The following is an 18,193-nucleotide window of genomic DNA, read 5'->3' on the forward strand; positions in this document are numbered from 1 at the left end:
TGTGCTCGCGGGGCGGAGTTCGGTGGCGCGCGGCTGTTCGTGCTGGCTGATGCTGGTGAGGAGCAACTACGGGCACGGTTGGGGGTCCGGGCCGCCCTGCTTACGCGGCTGGAACGGTGTGCCCGAGCACGAGATGACCTCGCGTTGCACCGATGTCCTGGTGTCGCCGGGTGCGGCGGTCAAGGTGAGCAGTGACATCGCCTTGCGGTCCGGGTCGCCGCTGTTCAGCGAGATCCAACCGCTCGCGCCGGGAACCGCCGACTGCCCGTGCAACCGGGTGAAGTCGTTGCCTTCCCGGATGGCGCTGACCGCGGTGCCCACCGCGTCGAAGGCGAGGATGGCGAGGCCGTCGTCGAGCGACTCGTTGGGAAACTCACTTCGGAAGAAGCCGTCGCCGCCGGTCTGAGTGAAGTATTCGGTCGACCGCTGTGGAAAGAAATCGTTGTTGGACCCGTCCCAGGCGGGCGAGTAGGCGAGATGGAGGTGCTTCAGTTGGATGTTGGCCGCCAGGCTGCGCCGCACATCCTCACGGTTGACCAGGTCCACGATCGTGTCCCCGGTGACCACGCGCATCAGAAGGTTCGGGCACGGCCGTTGGGCCAGCACGTCGAGGAACCTGATCAGGTCCCGGAATCGGCCGGCGAAGAAGATCGCATCCGGGCTGGCAAAGCAGATCTCCGGTGCGATCCGCTGGAAGTTGTTGGTGTCATCGTCGGACGACTCGTACTCCTCAATCGGCATGACAAGCGTTCGGCCGTCCCCCGGGTACAGGTTCGCGAACACTTCACCGAGATTCGTGGCGAACTGGTCGGTAAGGTTGATGTCCTGCACCAGCATGGCACGTTTCGTGTCGATCTTGAGATGTTCCACGATCGCGCTGATCTCGTTGGTATTGGTGGGCACCACGCGTGCCAGGTGATTGACGTCGCTGAAATGGTCTGCGGTGATGACCGAGCCGACCATCAGGATCTTGTGCTCCGACAGTCGCTTCGCGGCAGGAAGGGTGCCGCCGATACTCTGGCCGAGCCCGGCGACGGCGACCACCTTGTCGGTCGCGCCCTGGCCGCCGACGATCCGGTCGACGACCGGTTCCCATTGTCGTGCCTGGCTCCCGGGATTGGCCAGTAGCAACCGGATCAGTGGAACCTCACCGTTCCACTCACTGGTCCGGTTGGCGCGGCGCTGTGACAGGTATGCGCCCTGCAGGCCATGCCGGACCGCCTGGTAGGTGGTCACGTCGTTGTCGACGAGGGTCATCGGCTCGAAATAGGCCATGTTGACGTACTCTTTGCCCTGCTGCAGCACCCAGTTGTTCTCGGCCAGGATCTTCGCTTGGATGTCCCGCAACTCTGGCGCGAACAGGTAGGAGCCGTCAGTGAGACCGACGCATTCGTTCCGCGGTCCGTGCCGCTCGACTCCTTCGGCGCACTGACTGGCGTCGTCGTCGTTGTTGAGAACCAGCACGAAGCTGGCCACGAGCGCGATCAACAGGATCCCGCCGACGACGTACATGACCAGTCGTCGCAACGGGTTCGGGGGGATCTTGGTCGAACCGGCGGAGGTATCGCTACTTCTGCTCACGTCGTCGCCTTACGGTGGTGGTCATTGTGGTGGCGCCGATCCGGACGAGGTGTACCGGTCCGCCTCATGCATGAAAACGAAGTAACCGGCGGGCGCATCCTCGGCCATCCGCTCCAGGTTCCGGCGCACGCTGTCGCGCAGCGACTCCTCGGGATCGGCAAGGGGATCGGAGAGTAGCCATTTGGCCACCACCAACCTGGCCAAGGTCCTGTCGCCGGTGCGCGGTGTCAGCTCCTCGACCCTGTCGGTCGGCGTGCGATCGCCGGTTAATCGGTTTGGCGCGCATGTGATCGAGTTGAGCTGATCGATCCAGGTGTGGGCGTCGGCGTTTTCCTTCAGCTCGGTGAGCCGCTCCGACAAGTACGAAACAACAGGTTCGATCTCACCGAGCGCGAGCCCGTGGTAGAGCTTGGCAACCTTGTTGTTGGAGTGGTCATGGTGGTTACGGTGCGTGGTGTGCAACATCCACCATCCATCCATGTCATCACCACTCACCTTGGCCAATGAATACAGCACCAGCCGACGCAACCAAGGATCCAATGCGGGTCGCGTGTCTCTGGTGACCAGCAAGCGGGCCTGGAGCTTGCGGACGAGGTCCGCCATGGCGGCCTTGTCCTGCCCGGTCCGCCCGAGCACGCCCAACTCGACGTCGACCGGGACCGCGATGTTGCACAGCATGGCCTGATTGTTCTTGTAGACGTCGCCCAACATTCGGTCCAAGATGGACTGCGCGATCGAGACCGGTTCCGGATTCCGTACCGTCGCGTCTTCCACCTCGAGGATGTTCCGCATCACCGGCAGTTCGGTAGAGCCGGCGAGCCCGTCGAGAATCTTCCGCACCGCCAGCGGGTGGCCGTGCGTGAGGCGATGGGCGAACCGTGCGGCCGACAGTCCAAGTGGGTGGTCCCCGCCGGCCGCGAGATCCGCCACCTCCTGCACGGTCAGGTTGCGCAGTCCGATGAGATAGCCCCAGGAACCGTCGCCTTTAGCGCAATTCGTGGCCCAATCCGCGAGGCTCGCCTGCTCCGGAGTGCGCACCTGTTGTCTGTCATGGTTCCCGGCTGCCTCGTTCGGCAACGTCCACGATGCGGCCCAGGATGGTTGCCATGTGCGGCTGGTCGCCACGACCAGGAGGGGGTCGCCCTGAGTGCCGGCTCGGCAGGAGGCCAGCAGCTCCAGAAAATGTCGCCCGCCGGAGGAGTCGACATTGTCCAGCAGTACGGCGCAGTTGGCGGTTCGCCCGGGGGCTCGCAACCCACGTTGGTAAGCGACCCGCAAGTCGGCGAGGAACGCCCGGCAGAACAACTCGTCCACCACGTCTTGGTGACCAACACCGAGGTTGACAAGGAGATCGTGCGGGTTCATCGGAAGCTGGGTGGCGCTTCGACGTGGCCGGAGGCCTGCGCCGAGGCGCAACTGACGGCGCCACAGCACCACTTCGCACATGCGCAGCAGCACGCCGGGCAGCTTTCCGGCACGACCAGGTAACAGTCCTCCGATGACGAGCGCGTCAACGGCTGTTTCGATCGCGGCTCTGTACCCCGACTTGACCGCGTCGGCCATGATGGCCGTACGGACGTCGGCAAGAGCCTTGCCGCGGTCCGAAGTGTCGATCTTGGCGCGGACGATCGCCAGACACAGCATCAGATGATGGAACGGAATCCTGCCGAACTGTGGACGTTTCTCGGACATCTGGAAAGCGAGCTTGATCACGATCTCCCGGGGCGGCCGGTCCGCCATGTCCTTGGCATCGAGATCGACCCGAGACAGCGGAATCACCCGTTCCCACCGCCGCGCGATTTCGCCCAGCACCGCGGTCTTGCCGCTGCCAGGCACACCCAACAGCACGATCACGGGCAACTTGCGGTGCCTACGACGCGGCTCCGGCCGCGCTATGCACTCATCAAAGAGATCAAGAACGCTCGCACGACCGCACAACCGAGCAGCCCCCACCACGTCAACTTCCTCTGGTGCGACCCCCGTTCATGCGAACACCTAACTGTTGTGCGGCCTGAGTGTCAAGCCTCCGTCTGCAATATGCAGGTCGGTGCTCAGGTGGCGATCATCGAGGCACACAGGGTGCCGGCGAAGTGCAGGGTGGCGTGCGAGGTGTCGAGGCCCGGGCGCCAGCCGCCACCGGGGGTGCACACCTGCGGGACGGTGCGCACGATGACATCGGGGGGTGTACGCCAAGCGGCGTAGGTGTCTTCGAAGCGGGCCGCACCGACGGCGGTGACCCCGGGGTAGGCCGCCGGGTAGAGCGGGCCACGCTGACCGAGGTACGGGTTGCCGACGGCCGCGACGACCCGTACCCCTCGGGCACACGCCGTCCGGATCGCGTGCCACAGCGGCGGTGTGCTCGACAGGCAGCCGAGCGGAATGGCCAGGACGTCGATGTCCAGCCCGGCGGCCCAGCGAAGTCCGGCGCACAGCGCCGGCGGGTCACCCCATCCCCCTGCGCCGATCACCTGCCCCACGTACAGCCGCACCCCGGGCGCAACCCCGGCCGGTCCGCCGTGACCCGGCCGGGCCACCACGATGCTGCAGCATTCGGTGCCGTGGCCGACCGGATCACGCAGCGGATCGCCGCCGACGAAGGACCGGCTGCCGGCGACCTCCACCCCGCGCAGCGCCGGATGCGCGGCGTTGAAGCCGGAGTCGAGGACGGCCAGCGCCGCCCCCGCTCCGGCCGGCCCGCCGGCCCTCAGACCAGCTCCCATCGGTAGGTCACCTGATAGTTCGCGCCATCCCCGGTGAGCGACTGGGCCGCGGTGAAGAACGGCGTTCCCGAGCCGATCCAGTTGCCGGTGTAGCTGTTGATGGTCACCATCGACTTGAACGTGCCGAGGTCGTCGTTTCCGAACCAGCTCATGAGCAGCTTCACGAACCAGTCGTAGACCTTGACGAAGAGCTCACCGATCAGTGATCCCAGCGCGCCGAGTCCGATCCGCTCACCCACCTGGTAGCCCTGCTTCTTCAGGAACTCGGCCACCTTGTCCTTGACCTTCTGGTGCAGGTCGGCGAACCAGGAGGCGATGTTTCCCCAGTCCTCCTCGACCATGCTGACGGCCGCCGTGTACAGCTTGGGAAACTTGTTGCCCGCCTCGGTGATGCCGAAGGTCTGCATCAGCTTGCCCGGAAACCCGTAGTCCGCGACCTCGCCCGTGTCGAAGCCCGGCCCGCCCGAGTTGGGTACGGCCTGGAACCAACTCGCCTTCGTCACGTCGCCGGTCTCGTCGATGAAGTTGGCGCCCACGTAGATCTCGTCGGACGCCGAGCCCTGGTCCCACGGCGTCTCCTTGATGCACTTGATTTTCGCGATGTAGAACCGCAGGGCCGTGTGGCTCGCCTGCGGAACCACGATCCCGCCCTGGAGGTCGGCAAGGCCGTCCACCGCGGTCGGGATGTGCACCCAACTGTCCGCAAGGGGCGCGACCCGCGACCGGTGCAGGGCCACCAGGTCGACCGAGTCGACGGCGCCCGCCTTGAGCGGGTCGACGCCGGCGTACGCCCGGTACCGGCTGCTCGTGCGGTAGAGCCGCAGTGGTGCGGCCATCCGGGCCTGCAGCGTCGTTCCCCGGTCCGCAGCCGCCGACCGGTTCCGGTCCAGCACCCCCTTGAAATCACGTTCCAGATCGTCGGTGGGCTCCTGGCCGGCGGCGACCCGGGCCGCCTTCAGTTCGATGCCTGCCTGCAGGTCGTTGAGCGCGTGCAGCACCCGGCTGGGCAGGACGCCTCGGGAGGAGTCGGTGTAGTTGTTGGCGTGGGTCACGGGTTCGGTCATCACTGGCCTCCGCAGTGGTTTTCCGTTGTTGCCTGGCTGTTCAAGTGTCGGCCGACACATTCGAGTGGGTAAATGGATCCAATGGTCCAAAAGAGACTCAGGTGGATAGATCTAGATCCCGGAAAACGTATCGTCCGGCCGGGTCCGCGCATCCTTACCGGACACCGGCGCACGAGGAGGGGAAGTGATCAACGTCTTTGTCGTCGTTGGCGTACGGATCTACCGGGATTGCCTGGAGCGACACCTCGCCAACAGTCCGCCCATCGTGATCGTCGGCGGCGCGGCCGGGCCGGCCGAAGCACACCGGCTCATACCGCGGCTCCGGCCGGATGTGCTGCTGCTCGACCTCGGCGTGGACGCCGGGCTGGCGTTCGCCCGCGAGGTGCGCGACACCGCACCGGACACCAAGGTGATCGGTCTGGCGGACACCGGAACAGCCGTTGACGTGATCTCCTGTGTCGAGGCTGGAATGTTGGGATATCTGACAACGGAGGCCACCCTGCCGGAGCTTGCGACGGCGATCGGGCGGGCGGACCGGGGCGAGGCGACCTGCCCGGCGCAGGCGACCGCGCAGGTGTTCCATCGGCTGGCGACCTGGGCCTCCGGAAGGCGGACGCCGCCCGGCAACGCTCGCCCGCTGACCGCACGGGAGTTGGAGATCCTGTGGTACATCGACGCCGGGCTGACCAACAAGGAAATCGCTCGAAAACTGTCGATCTCCGTGTCGACGGTGAAGAACCATGTCCACCATCTGCTGGACAAACTGAAGGTGAAAAGTCGGATGGAGGCACCCGCCGCGCTCAGGAATGGATGGCCGAAATCACGCGGCTCCGAGGGCGATGAATGACCACGCGGTGGCAAGGTCCAGGGGCTGGTTCGCGGTGTGATTTCGCGCGGTGGCGAGCGATTCGGCCAGGGTGCCACCGGCCCGCAGGGCGGTGTGCAGGGCGCTCATCAACGGCACCGTCGCCGTGTCGTTGACCGGAACGATCGCGGCGACGATGCCGGCGGTGCCGAGGGGCAGCAGGGCCGTGGTCAGGCCGAGCAACTCGTCGGCGCCGACCGGTTGCAGCACGCCGGAGTCGCAGCACGGCAGCACGATCCGGTACGGAGCACGGCGAAGCTGCTGGAAGTCGTAGACGGTGAGCGGGCCGTCGAACAGGCGGATCGCCGAGAACATGGGGCTGTCGGCGCGGAACTGGCCGTGTGCGGCGAGATGGGTCAGCGAGCTTCCGTCGATCGCGGCCAGTACGGCCGGTGCGGTGGCCGAACCGCCCTCGATGACCCGGGCGCCCGGATGGGTCGCGGCGAGATGGGTGATCTCGGCACCCTTGGTCGCCAGGTCCGGGCCGCGGACCAGCACCACGTCATCCGTGGCGGGACGCCGTGCCCGCCTGGCGTTGAACCATGCGGTGGCCGAAGGCGCGACGGCATGCACCCGGTTTCGCAGGCAGGGCAGCAGTGCCCAGGGCACGGCATGAAACCGGCCAGGCGGAACGATCACCAGCCGGTCGTCGCCGAGCCGGCCGGCGGCGGCGCCGAGCAGGGTGTGCTGAAGCTGATCACCGATGGAGTTCAACCGGGTCAGCAACCGCTCGGCCAGCGCCGGCGTGGATCCGTAGGCCAGCCGGCGCAGCAGCCAGCAGGCGGAGTCGAGCTGTCGGGCCGCGGCGGCGGCCCGACCCGCGACCCACCGGCGAACCCGACCCGCACCACAGACCAGCACGTGCAGCTCACCGCGAATCTCGACGATGGCGGCCAGCCGGTCGGTGCCCAGTTCGTCGAGCAGCGCACGCACGAACTGGTGCGCGGGGGTGTCGGGCCGGTCGCCGAACCCGCCGGGCTCGCGGCGGACCCGATCGCGGATCTGCCGCTCCAACCGCTGCCAGGTAGCCGCGAAGGCGTCCGCCGGCGTGCCGCTTGCCAATGCCTGGTCGAGCCGGCTCGCGGTGGCCCGCAACGCGGCGAGGTCGCGCTGGACCCCGCTGTCGACCGGCGGGCGTACCGCCGGGACCGCGCACACCGTCGCGCGCCAGCGCTCGCTCCACTTCAGCAGATCCCGGGTGCGTCCCCGGGAAAGGCAGGTGCGCAGCGCGAGTTCGGCCAACTCGGCCCCGTGTTCGGTGGCCCGGGCCCGCAGTTCCGACGCGCCGAGCGCGAGCCGATGCTCGTCGAGTACGTCGAGACCATGCCGGCAGGCCGAGAGCACCAGCGCCGGGTTTCCGTCCGCGGCGGCGAGCAGCGCACGGGCCAGCCAACCCTCGGCCCGGCTGATCGCCGGGCCGCCGCGCCGGGCCGCGGCGGCCGCCGTCAGGTGGTCCCGGGCCTGAGCCAACTGGTTGGCCTCGAGCGCGATCCGGCCGGCGAGCAGGTTCGCCTGGATGTGATCCGGCGCGCGCAGTGCGCGCAGCCGAGCGGCGACCTGGCGGGCCTGCGGGAGTTGCCGCGCGTGCGGATCCAGGACGAACCCGGCCCGCAGGGCGAGCAGCCGGGCGTGCTGCCGCCACCATTCCCGCCGCTGCACGGTGAACAACCGGACCGCCTCGGTCGCCCGGTCCAGTGCCACCTGCGGGTCCCGCGCCGCCAGCGCCGCCCGGCCGGCGATCAGCAGCAGTTCCGCCTTCCGGGTGGTCTGACCGCGCCGGGCGGACACCTCGGCGATCGCCGCGTCGGCCTCGACGAGGGCCTCGTGGGACAGCCCGGCCGCGAGCAGCGCCGCGCACCGGTCGGCGACCAGCTCGGGCATCGGAGTGGCCAGCCGCCGAAACCGCTGGTCCGCGTCGTCGAACCGGGCGAGCGCGGTGGGCAGGTCGCCGGCGCGGAACGCGGTCAGGCCCAGATTCTGCACCGCGATGGCCGAATCGTGCTCCTGGTCGGTCTGCCGGAACAGCCGCTCGGCCTCGGTGAAGTCGGTGCTCGCCCGCTCGACCGCGCCGAGGGCGAGCTGCACCTGACCGCGGATCGCCAACGCCCGGCCGACCCAGATCGTGTCTCCGGCCCGGCGCAGCACGGCGATGGCGGTCTTCAGATCGGGCAGGGCGTCCTCGTGCCGGCCCAACACCCACAGCGCGGCACCGCGCCGAAACCGCACCCGCGCCCCGTGCGGGCCGGCCGACTTCGCCACCCCGCGGTCCAACGCCGCCAGCCCCGCCCTGGTCTGTCCACTGTGGATCAGGGCGACGCCGAAGGTGGCGAGCACGTCGGCCTCGCGCTCGCTCGAACCGGACCGTCGCGCGTGCGCCAGGGCTTGGCGCAACTCGGCCACCGCCGAGGTGAGGTCGCCGAAATCGCGTTGAACGATGCCGATGGCCTGGTGCGCGACCGACGCGTCGAACGGCGTCGGCGAGTCCGCAAGCACGGCGCGGGCCCGCCGGACCGCGTCCGCCGGGTGCGCGAAGACCAGGTGCAGGAGATCCGTTCCGGAGCGGGGTATCTGGTGGCCGAGCCGCGGCATCCCTCCATTGTCAGTTTCCTGTTCGCTCTGGAGGTATCAGGTGAACGACAAGCGCGGTCATGGTCAGAACATGGTCACCCGCGGGCGCTGGCGGACCGAGGACTCGGTCAGCGCCGCACAGTTCGAGGCCGTCAAACGGGCCGCCGCCGCCAACTTGCCCGAACCCGTGACATTCGAGACACAGCCGACCGAGGGCCCGCCCCAGCACATCTGGCAGAAGGATCACATCCTGGTCCACCACTCGGTCAACGAGACCCACGAGGCGCTGACCCCGCTGGGCGCGGAGCTTGCCCTCCGCCCGAACGGCATGCACCAGGAGGTGTACCCGGACCTGGTCAAGCTCCTGCGGCTGCGGAACCCGCAAGGTCAGCGGACCGACGAAATCGTCGCGAATCTCGACAGGATCCCTGATCTGAACGGCAAGGTTTTCGTCAACAACCTGGTCTATGCCACCCACGAAGACGGCGGCAACATCTGCCCGGGTGACGAGCCCACCCCGGTGCGGCCCTACCCGCACACCATTCCGTACCCGCCGCCGAGCCGCGGTGACGCGGGCCGAGGCGTTCGGATCGTCGTCATCGACACGGGTCTGTCGGAAGGCTGGCGGGACAACCATCCGTGGTTGCACGACCCGAAGAACCCGTCCAACGAGGTGACCGGGCAGCGGGAACAAAAGACCTTCGACGACAACAGGGACATCGCGTCGCACGCGGGCCACGGCATGTTCATCGCCGGGCTGATCCGGTGCATCGCCCCCCGGGCGTCGGTCAACGTGTTGAACACACTGCGCTGGGCCGGCACCATGCTCGAGCACGAGATCGCGTACACGATCCGGGAAGTGCTGACCTGGGACCCGCCGGACATCATCAGCTTCTCGGCCGGTTACATGATCCATACCGCCGAGCCGGGCGGGGCGATGAGCGACGTGATGGTCATGCTCAGAAGGCCCGGCTGCCCTACGGTCCTGGTGGCCGCGGTCGGCAACGACGGCCATGGGCCCAAGGACCATGGGCTGTTCTATCCGGCGGCGTTCGCCGGAAAGACACGGACGGACGTCGCGGACGGTCGGCTGGTCGCGGTGGGCGCGCTGCGCCAGGACCGGCGGGGCCGGACCTGCTTCTCCAACTACGGAAGTTGGGTCACGGTCTACGAGGAAGGCGAGAAGCTGATCAACGCCTTTCCCAGCGGGCGGTACACCTATCACGAACCGATCAGCTCGGTGGACCCGCCGCAATGTCTGTACTACCCCAACCCGGTCTCCGGCATCATGAAGCTCCAGGACGGGTGCAGCTGCGTGACCGCCCCCGCCAAGGGCGGCGTCGCCCTGTTCAACGGGATGGCCGCGTGGAGCGGAACGTCGTTCGCCACCCCGCTCGTCGCCGCCCGGATCGCCCGGCACATGACCGAGAACACCGAGTTCGCCGGAAAGCCGCGAGACGCGGTCCGGGACCTGCTGGCCGGCCACCTGGACACGATCATCGACGCCGGTGACACGGACACCACGCTGCCGGTGTTCAGCAAGCCGCTCGTGCCCTGACGGGTACCCGGCTACAGCAGCACCCAACTGGTCGCGATCACCCTGCCGCCGCGCGTGCGCAGCCGGAACCTGGCCACGCCGCGCGGCAGCAGGACCGTGAACCCGCCGTCGGCGTCGATCGGCAACCGTTGGGGCGCGCCGACTCCGCCACGCTCAAGGCCGACCTCGGCGATGTCGCCGTCGACGAGCCCGTGCAACGACACCTGGTCGCCGGCGTACTCCGCCTGCACCTCAAGCGAGACGTCGTCCAGCTGGAAGGACAGCAGCCGCACATGTTCCGCCGCACCGCGAACCTGGGCCGAGTCCATGGCCGAGTCCAGCAGCAACTCGGCGAGCTCCGCGTCCAGCCCCCTGGTCAGCAGGGCCGCCCGTCCACTGTCGATGACGTCCTCCGGCACCGGCTCGAGCCGTTCGGCTATCCGGCGCAACTCGGACATCAGCTCATCGTCGGTCATGGCCGGCGTCCTCCGTCCGGCGCGGCGCGCCAGTCGCCGAGCAGTTCGTCGGCGGCGATGAGCTGGCGGAGCCGGCGAAGGCAACGCTGCCGGGTCGGGCCGATGCTGCCGGTGGGCACGCCAAGTGCGGCGGACACCTCGGGGTAGCTGGGTGGCGGTGTGGCCATCAGCACCCGCAACAGACGCCGGCAGGTCTCGCCAAGCTCGGCCACCTTGCGCCACAACGCCGCGTCCCGCTCGTCGAGCAGGATCGTGTGATCGACCGGTGGGCCCGGATCCGGCATCTCCAGCGGCTCGGGCTGGCGGATCACCCGTTGCCGGCTCGTCCGGCGGAGCAGTTGCAGGCTCTCCCGTCGGGCGGTGGTCGCCAGCCACGCCGGCAGGGCGTCGGGCTCGGCAATCCGGTCGAGGTTCTCCACCAACCGCAGCCAGGTCATCTGCACGACGTCCGAGGCGTCGATCGGGTCGAGCCGAAACCCGCGCGCGATCGACCACAGCAGGCTGCTGAACTGTCGCACGATCAGGTCCCACGCCGTCTGGTCACCCCGGCTGGCCGCCGCGAGCAAGGACCGCATCTCCACGTCGACCTCCGTGGTCACCTCACTGGATGCATGTCGACCTGACGCAGATTCATGGTGGCCGGAAAACACTGTCCGCACAACAAAAAGCACAACAAGTGCCAATGGGGAAATCGAGGTTTCCGCTCAACGGCTTCCCGTTCCACGGCCCGTTGGTTTCCGGATCTGCCAGGTTCGCTGTGCCTGCTGTACGGCGGGGAGGGCAGAAGCGTGAACGTCGAGCTGACCACGAGCGATCTCCGTCGCGCCTTGGGGATGGTCCGGGACCTGAACGAGAGTGGGTCCGGCGCGCAGGAGTGGTCAACGGCGTTGACCGGGTTCGGCCAGCTGATCGGGTGCGTTCGTCGGTTGCGGTCACCGACCTTGTCGATGGGCGATGCGTTCCGCCGCACCCCGCTCTACGGGGAATTCCACCGACCGCGGGGTATCGCCGACGACCTTGCTCACCGCCCGCGAACAGCAGGTGAGCACGCACGTTCTGCGCGGTGCGACCGACCGTGAGATCGCCAAGGCCCTCGTTGTCAGCACCCGGACCGTGCACAAACATCTCGAGCGCATCTACCGCAAACTCGATCTCACCAACCGCACCAGCCGCATGGCTCTGCTCGCCGCGCAAACAGACGGGGCCGCCGTCGTCCCGCCGCTGGTTTCGGTGAGGTCGACGCGGCGTTGATCGCCGGCCCGGCCCGCACCTCTGGAACCGGGGATCAGACGAGGTCTGTCGTCCTGTGGCTGTTGGCCAGCAGGAAGGTGATCTTCGCGGCCGCGGTGGCGGCGGTGTCGATTGCTTCCTTGGCGGTGGGGGCGAGTGCGCGGACGTAGGCGCCACGGTCGAAGGTCGATCGCATCGGGTTGGTCGGGTCCCCGATCGACAACAGGGGCACGACCTCAACCACGCCCTCGATCCGCGCGGCGTCGTCGATGCCTTCGATGCCGCGCAGCACACCCGGGGCGTCGGGGGCGGTGAACCAGATGGCCGAGGCTCCCGACGGCTCGCGGCGCAGCGCGGCACGAACATCGTCGAGCACGCGCTGCCCGAGTGCCTGCCGTGCGCTGCACACCCTCAGGTCGACCCCGGTGACGTCGTGCACCAGCGCCGTGATCCGGTCGCCCGCGTACCGCACGTGGGTCTCGATGATCCGGGGGCCCTCCGGGGTGAGGACGATCTCCGTGTGGGTCACGCCGAACGTGACGCCAAGTGCCGTGAGCGTCCGCGTCACAAGCTCCCGCACGGCGGTCGCGGTGTCCTCGTCGAGCGGCGCCGGGCACACGTGGCCGAGCTCGACCAGGTGGTCACGGCTGGACGACTTCGCCGTGCTGCCGACGACCACGTGCTCGCGCTCCTCGCTGATCGCCTCGACGCTGATCTGCGGCCCCTGCAGCAGGCGTTCGAGCAGCACCTCGCCCGAGGACCACTGGGACCTGGCGCCCGCTTTGGCAAGCGCGGCAGGCAGGTCGGCGGCGGAGTGAATGCGGGCGATGCCGGTGCTGCCCGCGCCCTGGACCGGCTTGGCGATCAGCGGGAAGCCGTGCCGCTCGGCGAACCGCGTGGCCTCCGTGAGGTCGCGCACGATCGCGGCCGGCGTGTCGTCCACACCTGCGGCCCGCAACCGTTCCCGCATCAGTGCCTTGTCGTGCACGGCGGTCACGGTCTCGATGTCGTGCATCGGCAGGCCGAGCGCGGCGGCGATGCGGGCGGCGTGGTGCTGTTCCAACTCGTGGAAGGTGCCGACCGCGGTGACCGGGTCCAGCCGGTGGATGGTCCGCGCGAACGCGACCCAGTCCCCGGGCGCCGCGTCGTGGGCGACGGCGACGATCCGATGGTAGCTTTCCGGATCCGGGATGCTGTCCACCGCGCTCGTTCGGCAGATCAGCGAGATCAGCACGTCCGGGCCGCCCACCGAGCGGATGATGCCGGGAACCTCCTTGTCCCGGCCGACGATCAGAACATGGTGCCGCATGGCCTATGCCGCCTCCTCCACCACGAGCGCCGCCCGCACCGCGGCGATGGCGTCGAGTCGCTTGCGGTCCCAGTGGTCCCTGCGGTCGTCCGCGAGCTCCGGGGCGAGCACGTCGACCAGGTGCGCGGGCAACTCCCGCTGCCACCGGCGCAGCAGCACGGACGGCCGCCGCTCGCGGAAGTGCGTGCGGAGGGCGACCCGGAGCGCGGCGTCCGCCGCGGAGCGGTCGAGCACTCCCTGCGCCGCCTTCGATGCCAGCAGCCACCGCACGTTCACCAGCGGGATCGTCACCGGGAGGTAGTCGTCCGGGTCGTACAGCAGGGCGACGTCGCCGTCGGACTCGATGGCGCCGGACAGGTACCGCTCGAACACCCAGCCGCTGCCGGTCATGCCGAGCGTCCGGCACTCGACCGCCCGCAACGCACCCATGGAAGAGGCGCCGTGCAGCGGCTGCCCGGCGGCGAGCACGGCGCGGATCTCGGTGATGCTGACGGCGAGGCTCTGCCCGAACTCCCCGTCGAGCATCACGATCTGACTGTCTACTGTGGACTTCGTGAGGTCGAGCAGGTCCAGCCGGCGCACGGGTCGGCGCAGTTCCATGGTGCGACCGGCGGCCTTGGCCTCCGCGCGCAGGACCGCAAGATCGGTGGGGCGCAGCGACGGTCCGGCGAACACGATGAGCGGGGCGGGTCCGGTCGTGGTGTGCGGTGCGACGACGTGCAGTGTCATGACAGCGGCCTCGCTACTCCGGCCCGGACCATCTCGCGGCGCAGGCGGGTGCCGAGCCGGCCGGTGTCGTTGTGGTACGCCTCGAGTCCGGGCACGATCACCTTGGTCACCGAGAACGGGAGGTCCGGCGGGGCGAGCTCGGCGGCGAACACGAGATCGAGCCCGGCCTCCCGCAGGCCGGTGCGCACGCGGTCGAGGTCGCCGGCGGTCGTTCCCGTCGTCACCGAAGGCAGTTCACCGAAGTCCATTTCGGACCGACCGGAGCTCCACGTGTGCAGCATCTCCCGCATCGCCTCGTACGACGCGTGCCGCCGGTAGGCCTGGCCGTTGAGATCCTCGCGGGCACCGGAGATCACCGCGAGTCGGGACTGTGCGGCTTCGGTGAGCGCGCGGTTGGCCGCGACCACCGGGTCGGGGTGGCATCCGGCGCCGCCGTTGATCAGCAGCCCGTCCGCGGCGTGCGTGTCATCGGTGGTGACGAACACGGTTGGCACACCGATCTCGTTGGCGTAGCCGAAAACCTGGACCTCAACGCCCCACCGCAGAAACCGCTCGGCCAGCTCGGCGGGGCCGGCCGGCAGCGACTCGAGCCGGATCCGGCGGCCGCCCTTGAGGGTCTCGCCGAACGCCGTGCAGTCCTGCTCAACGGCCTCGAGCAGGCCGTGCAGCAACGCCTCCTGCGGGCTGTTGCCGGACGCGAGCCCGATCGTGTTCGACATGAACATGCCGTGGTCGTCGGGAAACGGCGTGAACATCGCGAGCGCGGGCACCAGCACCTCGATGCCGGTGCCCAGTTCGCGGGCCGGCCACCAGGCCAGCGGCGCGTCCTCGGTCCACGTGTGACCGCGACGCAGGATGAGCTTGCGCGGGTCGAGCACGGGCAACCGCGCCCGGCGGAGCTCCGCGTAGGAGGGGCGGTCCGGGATCCCGTCCGCGGGTGGCTCGCACCAGGTGCGTTCGATGGCCTCCATCATCGCGGACACCCTCGCGGCCTGACGGGTCGCGCCTTTCCCGCTGGTGACGGTGTTCAGGCCGGGTGCGGCGGCGGGCCGCATGCTGTGGAAGACCGGGATGCCGAGCACGTCGAGGTCGGTGACGTCGGCGATCCTGGTGATGCCGCACCGGGACAGCGACGCGTCGGCCAGGGCCTCGGTCCGGGCGAGCGGGCGGGTGCGCAGCGAGGTGCCGCACGCGGTCGGCGGGGCCTGCGGCGCGGGCGGGAACCAGTACTCCCGGCCGGGTGTGCCGGGCGAGCGCAGCGCTGCGGTCGTCATCGCAGGGACGGCTCCTTCCGTGTCGACGGGGCGGGGAGCGACGTCCGGCAGGCCCGCAGGACCCACCGGAACCAGGCGGTCACGTTGGCCGGCCGCTGGATGCTGTGCCGCTCACCCGCCAGCAGCATCAACTCGACGTCGATCCCGCGGGTCTGCAGCGTGCGGTACATGGCGCGGGCCTCCCCGACGGGCACGTGAGTGTCCTCGCAGCCGTGCGACAGGAGGACCCGCACGCCGGGCCGGACGGCGTCGAGCCGGAGGCTCTCGCGCCGGTAGCCGGGTTCGGTGTCCACCGGTCCGTACTCGCGCAGCCAGTGCCAGTGCAGGTCGCAGGCGCGTGCGACGGCGGCGAAGTCGGCCCAGCCGCAGTGGCTGGCGACGAGCCGTATCTCGGGCATGAGGGTGGCGAGCGCGAGGGCGAGGTAACCGCCGAAGCTGCCGCCCATCGCGGCGACGCGGCCCGGGTCGAGGGCGGGATGCTCGAGCGCGGCGCGGACCTGGCCGGCGGCGACGGCGGCCACCTCGCTGGTCCACCGCCCCCAGCCGCGCTCGATGGCCTGCTGCCCGTATCCGACGGACAGCGGCGGGTCGGGCATGAGCACGGCGTAACCCTCGGCGACGAACGGCCAAGGGTTCCACCGCCACGACCAATCGGTCCAGGACAGCAGTGGCCCGCCGTGGCACCAGACGAGCACAGGAAGGCGGTGGTCGGACTCGCCGGCCGGCAGGCACAGCCAACTGCGCCATGCCGACCCGTCCGGTGCGTGGTGGATGAGCCGCTCCATCCGCCCGGCGGGTGCGGCGGCCGCGGCCGGTGCGATGACCGGTCCGGCCGGTCCGGTCGCCGGCACGGACCGGACCTCGGGTGGCGTGTCGATGCCGGAAACCACGACCAGCGCCTCGCCGTCGGCGGCGGAGGTGACCGCCTGGACCGAGCCGGGGAGGTCGATGCGGGCCACGCGGCCGGGCGCCACCCGCCACAGGTGCCGCCGCCCGTCCTGCGCACCGATACACAGCACGGTCTCCGGATCCGCCCACGCCCGTGGCTCCAGCCAGTCGGGATGCCCGGGGGCGAGACGCACCACCCGGGAGCCGTCGGCGGCGACGAGGACGGCTTCCCGGCACGGGCCGAGGCCGGGCCGGGCCACCCGTTCCGCCGTACCGGCGAACCATGCGCCGTCGGGACCGGCGACCAGGTCGACGATGTCGTCCTGGGACCACAGCGCGGTGGCGACGCCGGGGTCGGCCACGCGGAACAGCAGCTGCCCGTAGCGGCGGTGCCCCCCGGGCAGGAAGCGGACGACACCGGCGGCACCCGTGCGGCCGTCGGGGGTCAGGGCCAACTCGCCGGTGAACAGGACATCCCGCTCGAGCGGCAGCGGCACCAGCTCCGGGGCCGCGCCGGGCACCAGCGGCACGTGCACGACCCCGAGCACGTCACCATCGGCGTGGTAGGCCGACCGCGGCCAGAGGTCCCCGCGCACCACGCGGGCGGTGCACAGGTCCGCCGCCCTTGCCGCCCGCAGCGCAGCGTCCTCGGCGAGGGAGCGCGCGTCCGGGCTCACCCACACGGCGGCCAGCGCGGTCGGGCCACCGACGGCGTAGGAGACGACGTCACGTGGTGCGCCGAACACGAGCTCCGGTTCGCCGGCCGAACCGTCAGGCCCCAGCCGGTGCCGGCGGAGGGTCCGGCCGGCCTGCCCTGCGGAGCGCAGATCGGACAGGAAGAGATACCCCCCACCCGGTTCGACGGACACCGACGACGCGCCGGCGTAAGCGTGCGCCAACGCCATGCCGCCACGGGCGGTCGGCGTGTAGCCGAGGACGAACGGGACCGGGAGTGGGCGCCGGTCCCTGGCCAGCTCGGCCTCGACGATCAACCCGGCGCCCAGCCGGTGGGCGACCCTGACCCGCGGTCGGGTCAGCAGCCGCGCGAGCAACGCGGCGCCGGGTTCCTCGATCGGGATCGGTTCGGCCATGGCGCCTCGCTCACGAGCGGTGACGCGGGCTCATAGCCGCCCGCCCCGCTGCCGCAGCCGCACCGCCCTGTCCATGAGCGCGGCGAGGTCCAACCCGGCCAGGTGCTCGCCGAGCTCCGCCCGCAGCCATGCGATCTTCTCCTCGGGAGTCATGAAGTGGTGCGAACCGGCGATCCGCTCGCACCGCTCGCCCTTGACGAACGCGGCCAGCGCCAGCTCGGCGAGGTCGCGGGCGCTCGGCGGCGTGACGGTCAGCGACAGGTGCAGGGCGTCGCAGGCGGCGGCGAGCGCGTGCCGCCGCGTCCCGGCCGGCACGTGGAGGACGTCGCCGGGCTCGAGCGTCACCGCGAGTTCGCCGGCCTGCCAACGTGTCTGGCCGGTGAGCTGGACGACGAGGATGTGCGTCCCGGCGGACCCGGCCACCGCGGTGGCGCCCGGCGGGGTGAGCACGGCGGCGGCGTGCACCTCGGCACGCAGGTCCGCGCGCAGACCGTCGAGCAACGCCTCGATGCCGGCGTGCCAGTGCCCGGCCTCGTCGAGGGTGAGCGTGTGGCCGTCGCCGTACCGGGCCCGCACGGCGGCCGGGTCCGCATAGGTCGGCAGCGGCTTCTTCTGCACGCTGCGGGTCACCGAGACCTCGGCCGGCGCGACCGGGACACCGTCCTTCGCGACGCGAAAGTACGGATGCACCAGCAGTCCGCGGTCGACCATGGCCCAGATCCGGGCCGGGGTGAGGTAATCCGCCGCGATGCCGCGGCGGAACACCGCCGGCCGGGACGCCCAGATCTCGGTGCGGAACGCCCTGGTGTCCCCGACCAGATCGGCCAGTCCCTTCGGGACGGTGGTGTCGAGACTCGTCAT

General features: G+C 69.9%; 15 protein-coding genes. 3 read left to right on the forward strand and 12 right to left on the reverse strand.

Annotated elements, in window-relative coordinates; translation table 11 throughout:
• Positions 1-66: 66 nt before the first annotated feature.
• The 4 genes from VFV67_RS00905 to VFV67_RS00920 all read right to left on the reverse strand — a co-directional run bounded on the left by VFV67_RS00905 (position 67) and on the right by VFV67_RS00920 (position 5,365).
• On the reverse strand, positions 67-1,581 hold the full coding sequence (locus VFV67_RS00905) for a hypothetical protein (RefSeq protein ID WP_326466428.1): 1,515 nt from the start codon (positions 1,579-1,581) through the stop codon (positions 67-69).
• A 21-nt stretch (positions 1,582-1,602) separates the two neighbouring features.
• Complete coding sequence (locus VFV67_RS00910; RefSeq protein WP_326466429.1) at positions 1,603-3,435, reverse strand: hypothetical protein; 1,833 nt, start codon at positions 3,433-3,435, stop codon at positions 1,603-1,605.
• 197 nt (positions 3,436-3,632) lie between these two features.
• Positions 3,633-4,301: a S8 family serine peptidase gene (locus VFV67_RS00915; protein WP_326466430.1), complete on the reverse strand. Its 669-nt coding sequence runs from the start codon at positions 4,299-4,301 to the stop codon at positions 3,633-3,635.
• Entirely contained in the window at positions 4,286-5,365 is a 1,080-nt protein-coding gene (locus VFV67_RS00920; RefSeq protein WP_326466433.1) for a hypothetical protein, read from the reverse strand. Before VFV67_RS00920 ends, VFV67_RS00915 begins: the two co-directional genes overlap by 16 nt.
• 184 nt (positions 5,366-5,549) lie before the next feature.
• On the opposite strand from VFV67_RS00920, the gene VFV67_RS00925 reads away from it, so the two are divergent.
• Positions 5,550-6,212 carry a response regulator transcription factor gene (locus VFV67_RS00925; RefSeq protein ID WP_326466434.1) on the forward strand — a complete coding sequence of 221 codons (663 nt, stop codon included), beginning with the start codon at positions 5,550-5,552 and terminating at the stop codon, positions 6,210-6,212.
• Here the strand turns inward: VFV67_RS00925 and VFV67_RS00930 are convergent.
• Complete coding sequence (locus tag VFV67_RS00930; RefSeq protein ID WP_326466435.1) at positions 6,186-8,819, reverse strand: CHAT domain-containing protein; 2,634 nt, start codon at positions 8,817-8,819, stop codon at positions 6,186-6,188. The two genes, VFV67_RS00925 and VFV67_RS00930, sit on opposite strands and share 27 nt — an antisense overlap.
• Before the next feature lie 40 nt (positions 8,820-8,859).
• On the opposite strand from VFV67_RS00930, the gene VFV67_RS00935 reads away from it, so the two are divergent.
• Positions 8,860-10,356: a S8/S53 family peptidase gene (locus VFV67_RS00935; RefSeq protein ID WP_326466436.1), complete on the forward strand. Its 1,497-nt coding sequence runs from the start codon at positions 8,860-8,862 to the stop codon at positions 10,354-10,356.
• Positions 10,357-10,367: 11 nt separating this feature from the next.
• Here the strand turns inward: VFV67_RS00935 and VFV67_RS00940 are convergent, their stop codons facing one another.
• Together VFV67_RS00940 and VFV67_RS00945 are read right to left on the reverse strand one after the other, a co-directional pair.
• The gene (locus VFV67_RS00940; protein ID WP_326466437.1) at positions 10,368-10,811 is read right to left on the reverse strand and encodes a hypothetical protein; all 444 of its coding nucleotides are present in this window, start codon (positions 10,809-10,811) and stop codon (positions 10,368-10,370) included.
• A complete protein-coding gene (locus tag VFV67_RS00945) occupies positions 10,808-11,410 on the reverse strand; it encodes a sigma-70 family RNA polymerase sigma factor (RefSeq protein ID WP_326466438.1) in 603 nt (200 codons plus the stop codon). The genes VFV67_RS00940 and VFV67_RS00945 overlap by 4 nt, the downstream gene beginning before the upstream one ends.
• A gap of 418 nt (positions 11,411-11,828) precedes the next feature.
• On the opposite strand from VFV67_RS00945, the gene VFV67_RS00950 reads away from it, so the two are divergent.
• Positions 11,829-12,062, forward strand: coding sequence for a helix-turn-helix transcriptional regulator (locus tag VFV67_RS00950; RefSeq protein WP_326466440.1), 234 nt, complete (start codon positions 11,829-11,831; stop codon positions 12,060-12,062).
• Positions 12,063-12,096: 34 nt separating this feature from the next.
• Here the strand turns inward: VFV67_RS00950 and VFV67_RS00955 are convergent, their stop codons facing one another.
• Genes VFV67_RS00955 through VFV67_RS00975 form a run of 5 tightly spaced genes read right to left on the reverse strand, consistent with a single transcriptional unit; the run spans position 12,097 to position 18,193 of the window.
• Positions 12,097-13,350: an ATP-grasp domain-containing protein gene (locus VFV67_RS00955; RefSeq protein ID WP_326466441.1), complete on the reverse strand. Its 1,254-nt coding sequence runs from the start codon at positions 13,348-13,350 to the stop codon at positions 12,097-12,099.
• Positions 13,351-13,353: 3 nt separating this feature from the next.
• The gene (locus VFV67_RS00960) at positions 13,354-14,079 is read right to left on the reverse strand and encodes a TfuA-like protein (RefSeq protein ID WP_326466443.1); all 726 of its coding nucleotides are present in this window, start codon (positions 14,077-14,079) and stop codon (positions 13,354-13,356) included.
• The gene (locus VFV67_RS00965; protein ID WP_326466445.1) at positions 14,076-15,353 is read right to left on the reverse strand and encodes a YcaO-like family protein; all 1,278 of its coding nucleotides are present in this window, start codon (positions 15,351-15,353) and stop codon (positions 14,076-14,078) included. The genes VFV67_RS00960 and VFV67_RS00965 overlap by 4 nt, the downstream gene beginning before the upstream one ends.
• A complete protein-coding gene (locus VFV67_RS00970) occupies positions 15,350-17,332 on the reverse strand; it encodes an alpha/beta hydrolase family protein (RefSeq protein ID WP_326466447.1) in 1,983 nt (660 codons plus the stop codon). Before VFV67_RS00970 ends, VFV67_RS00965 begins: the two co-directional genes overlap by 4 nt.
• 30 nt (positions 17,333-17,362) lie before the next feature.
• On the reverse strand, positions 17,363-18,193 hold the full coding sequence (locus VFV67_RS00975; protein ID WP_326466449.1) for a hypothetical protein: 831 nt from the start codon (positions 18,191-18,193) through the stop codon (positions 17,363-17,365).

Source organism: Actinophytocola sp., assembly GCF_035762905.1.
In the GTDB taxonomy this organism is placed as follows: domain Bacteria; phylum Actinomycetota; class Actinomycetes; order Mycobacteriales; family Pseudonocardiaceae; genus DASYTH01.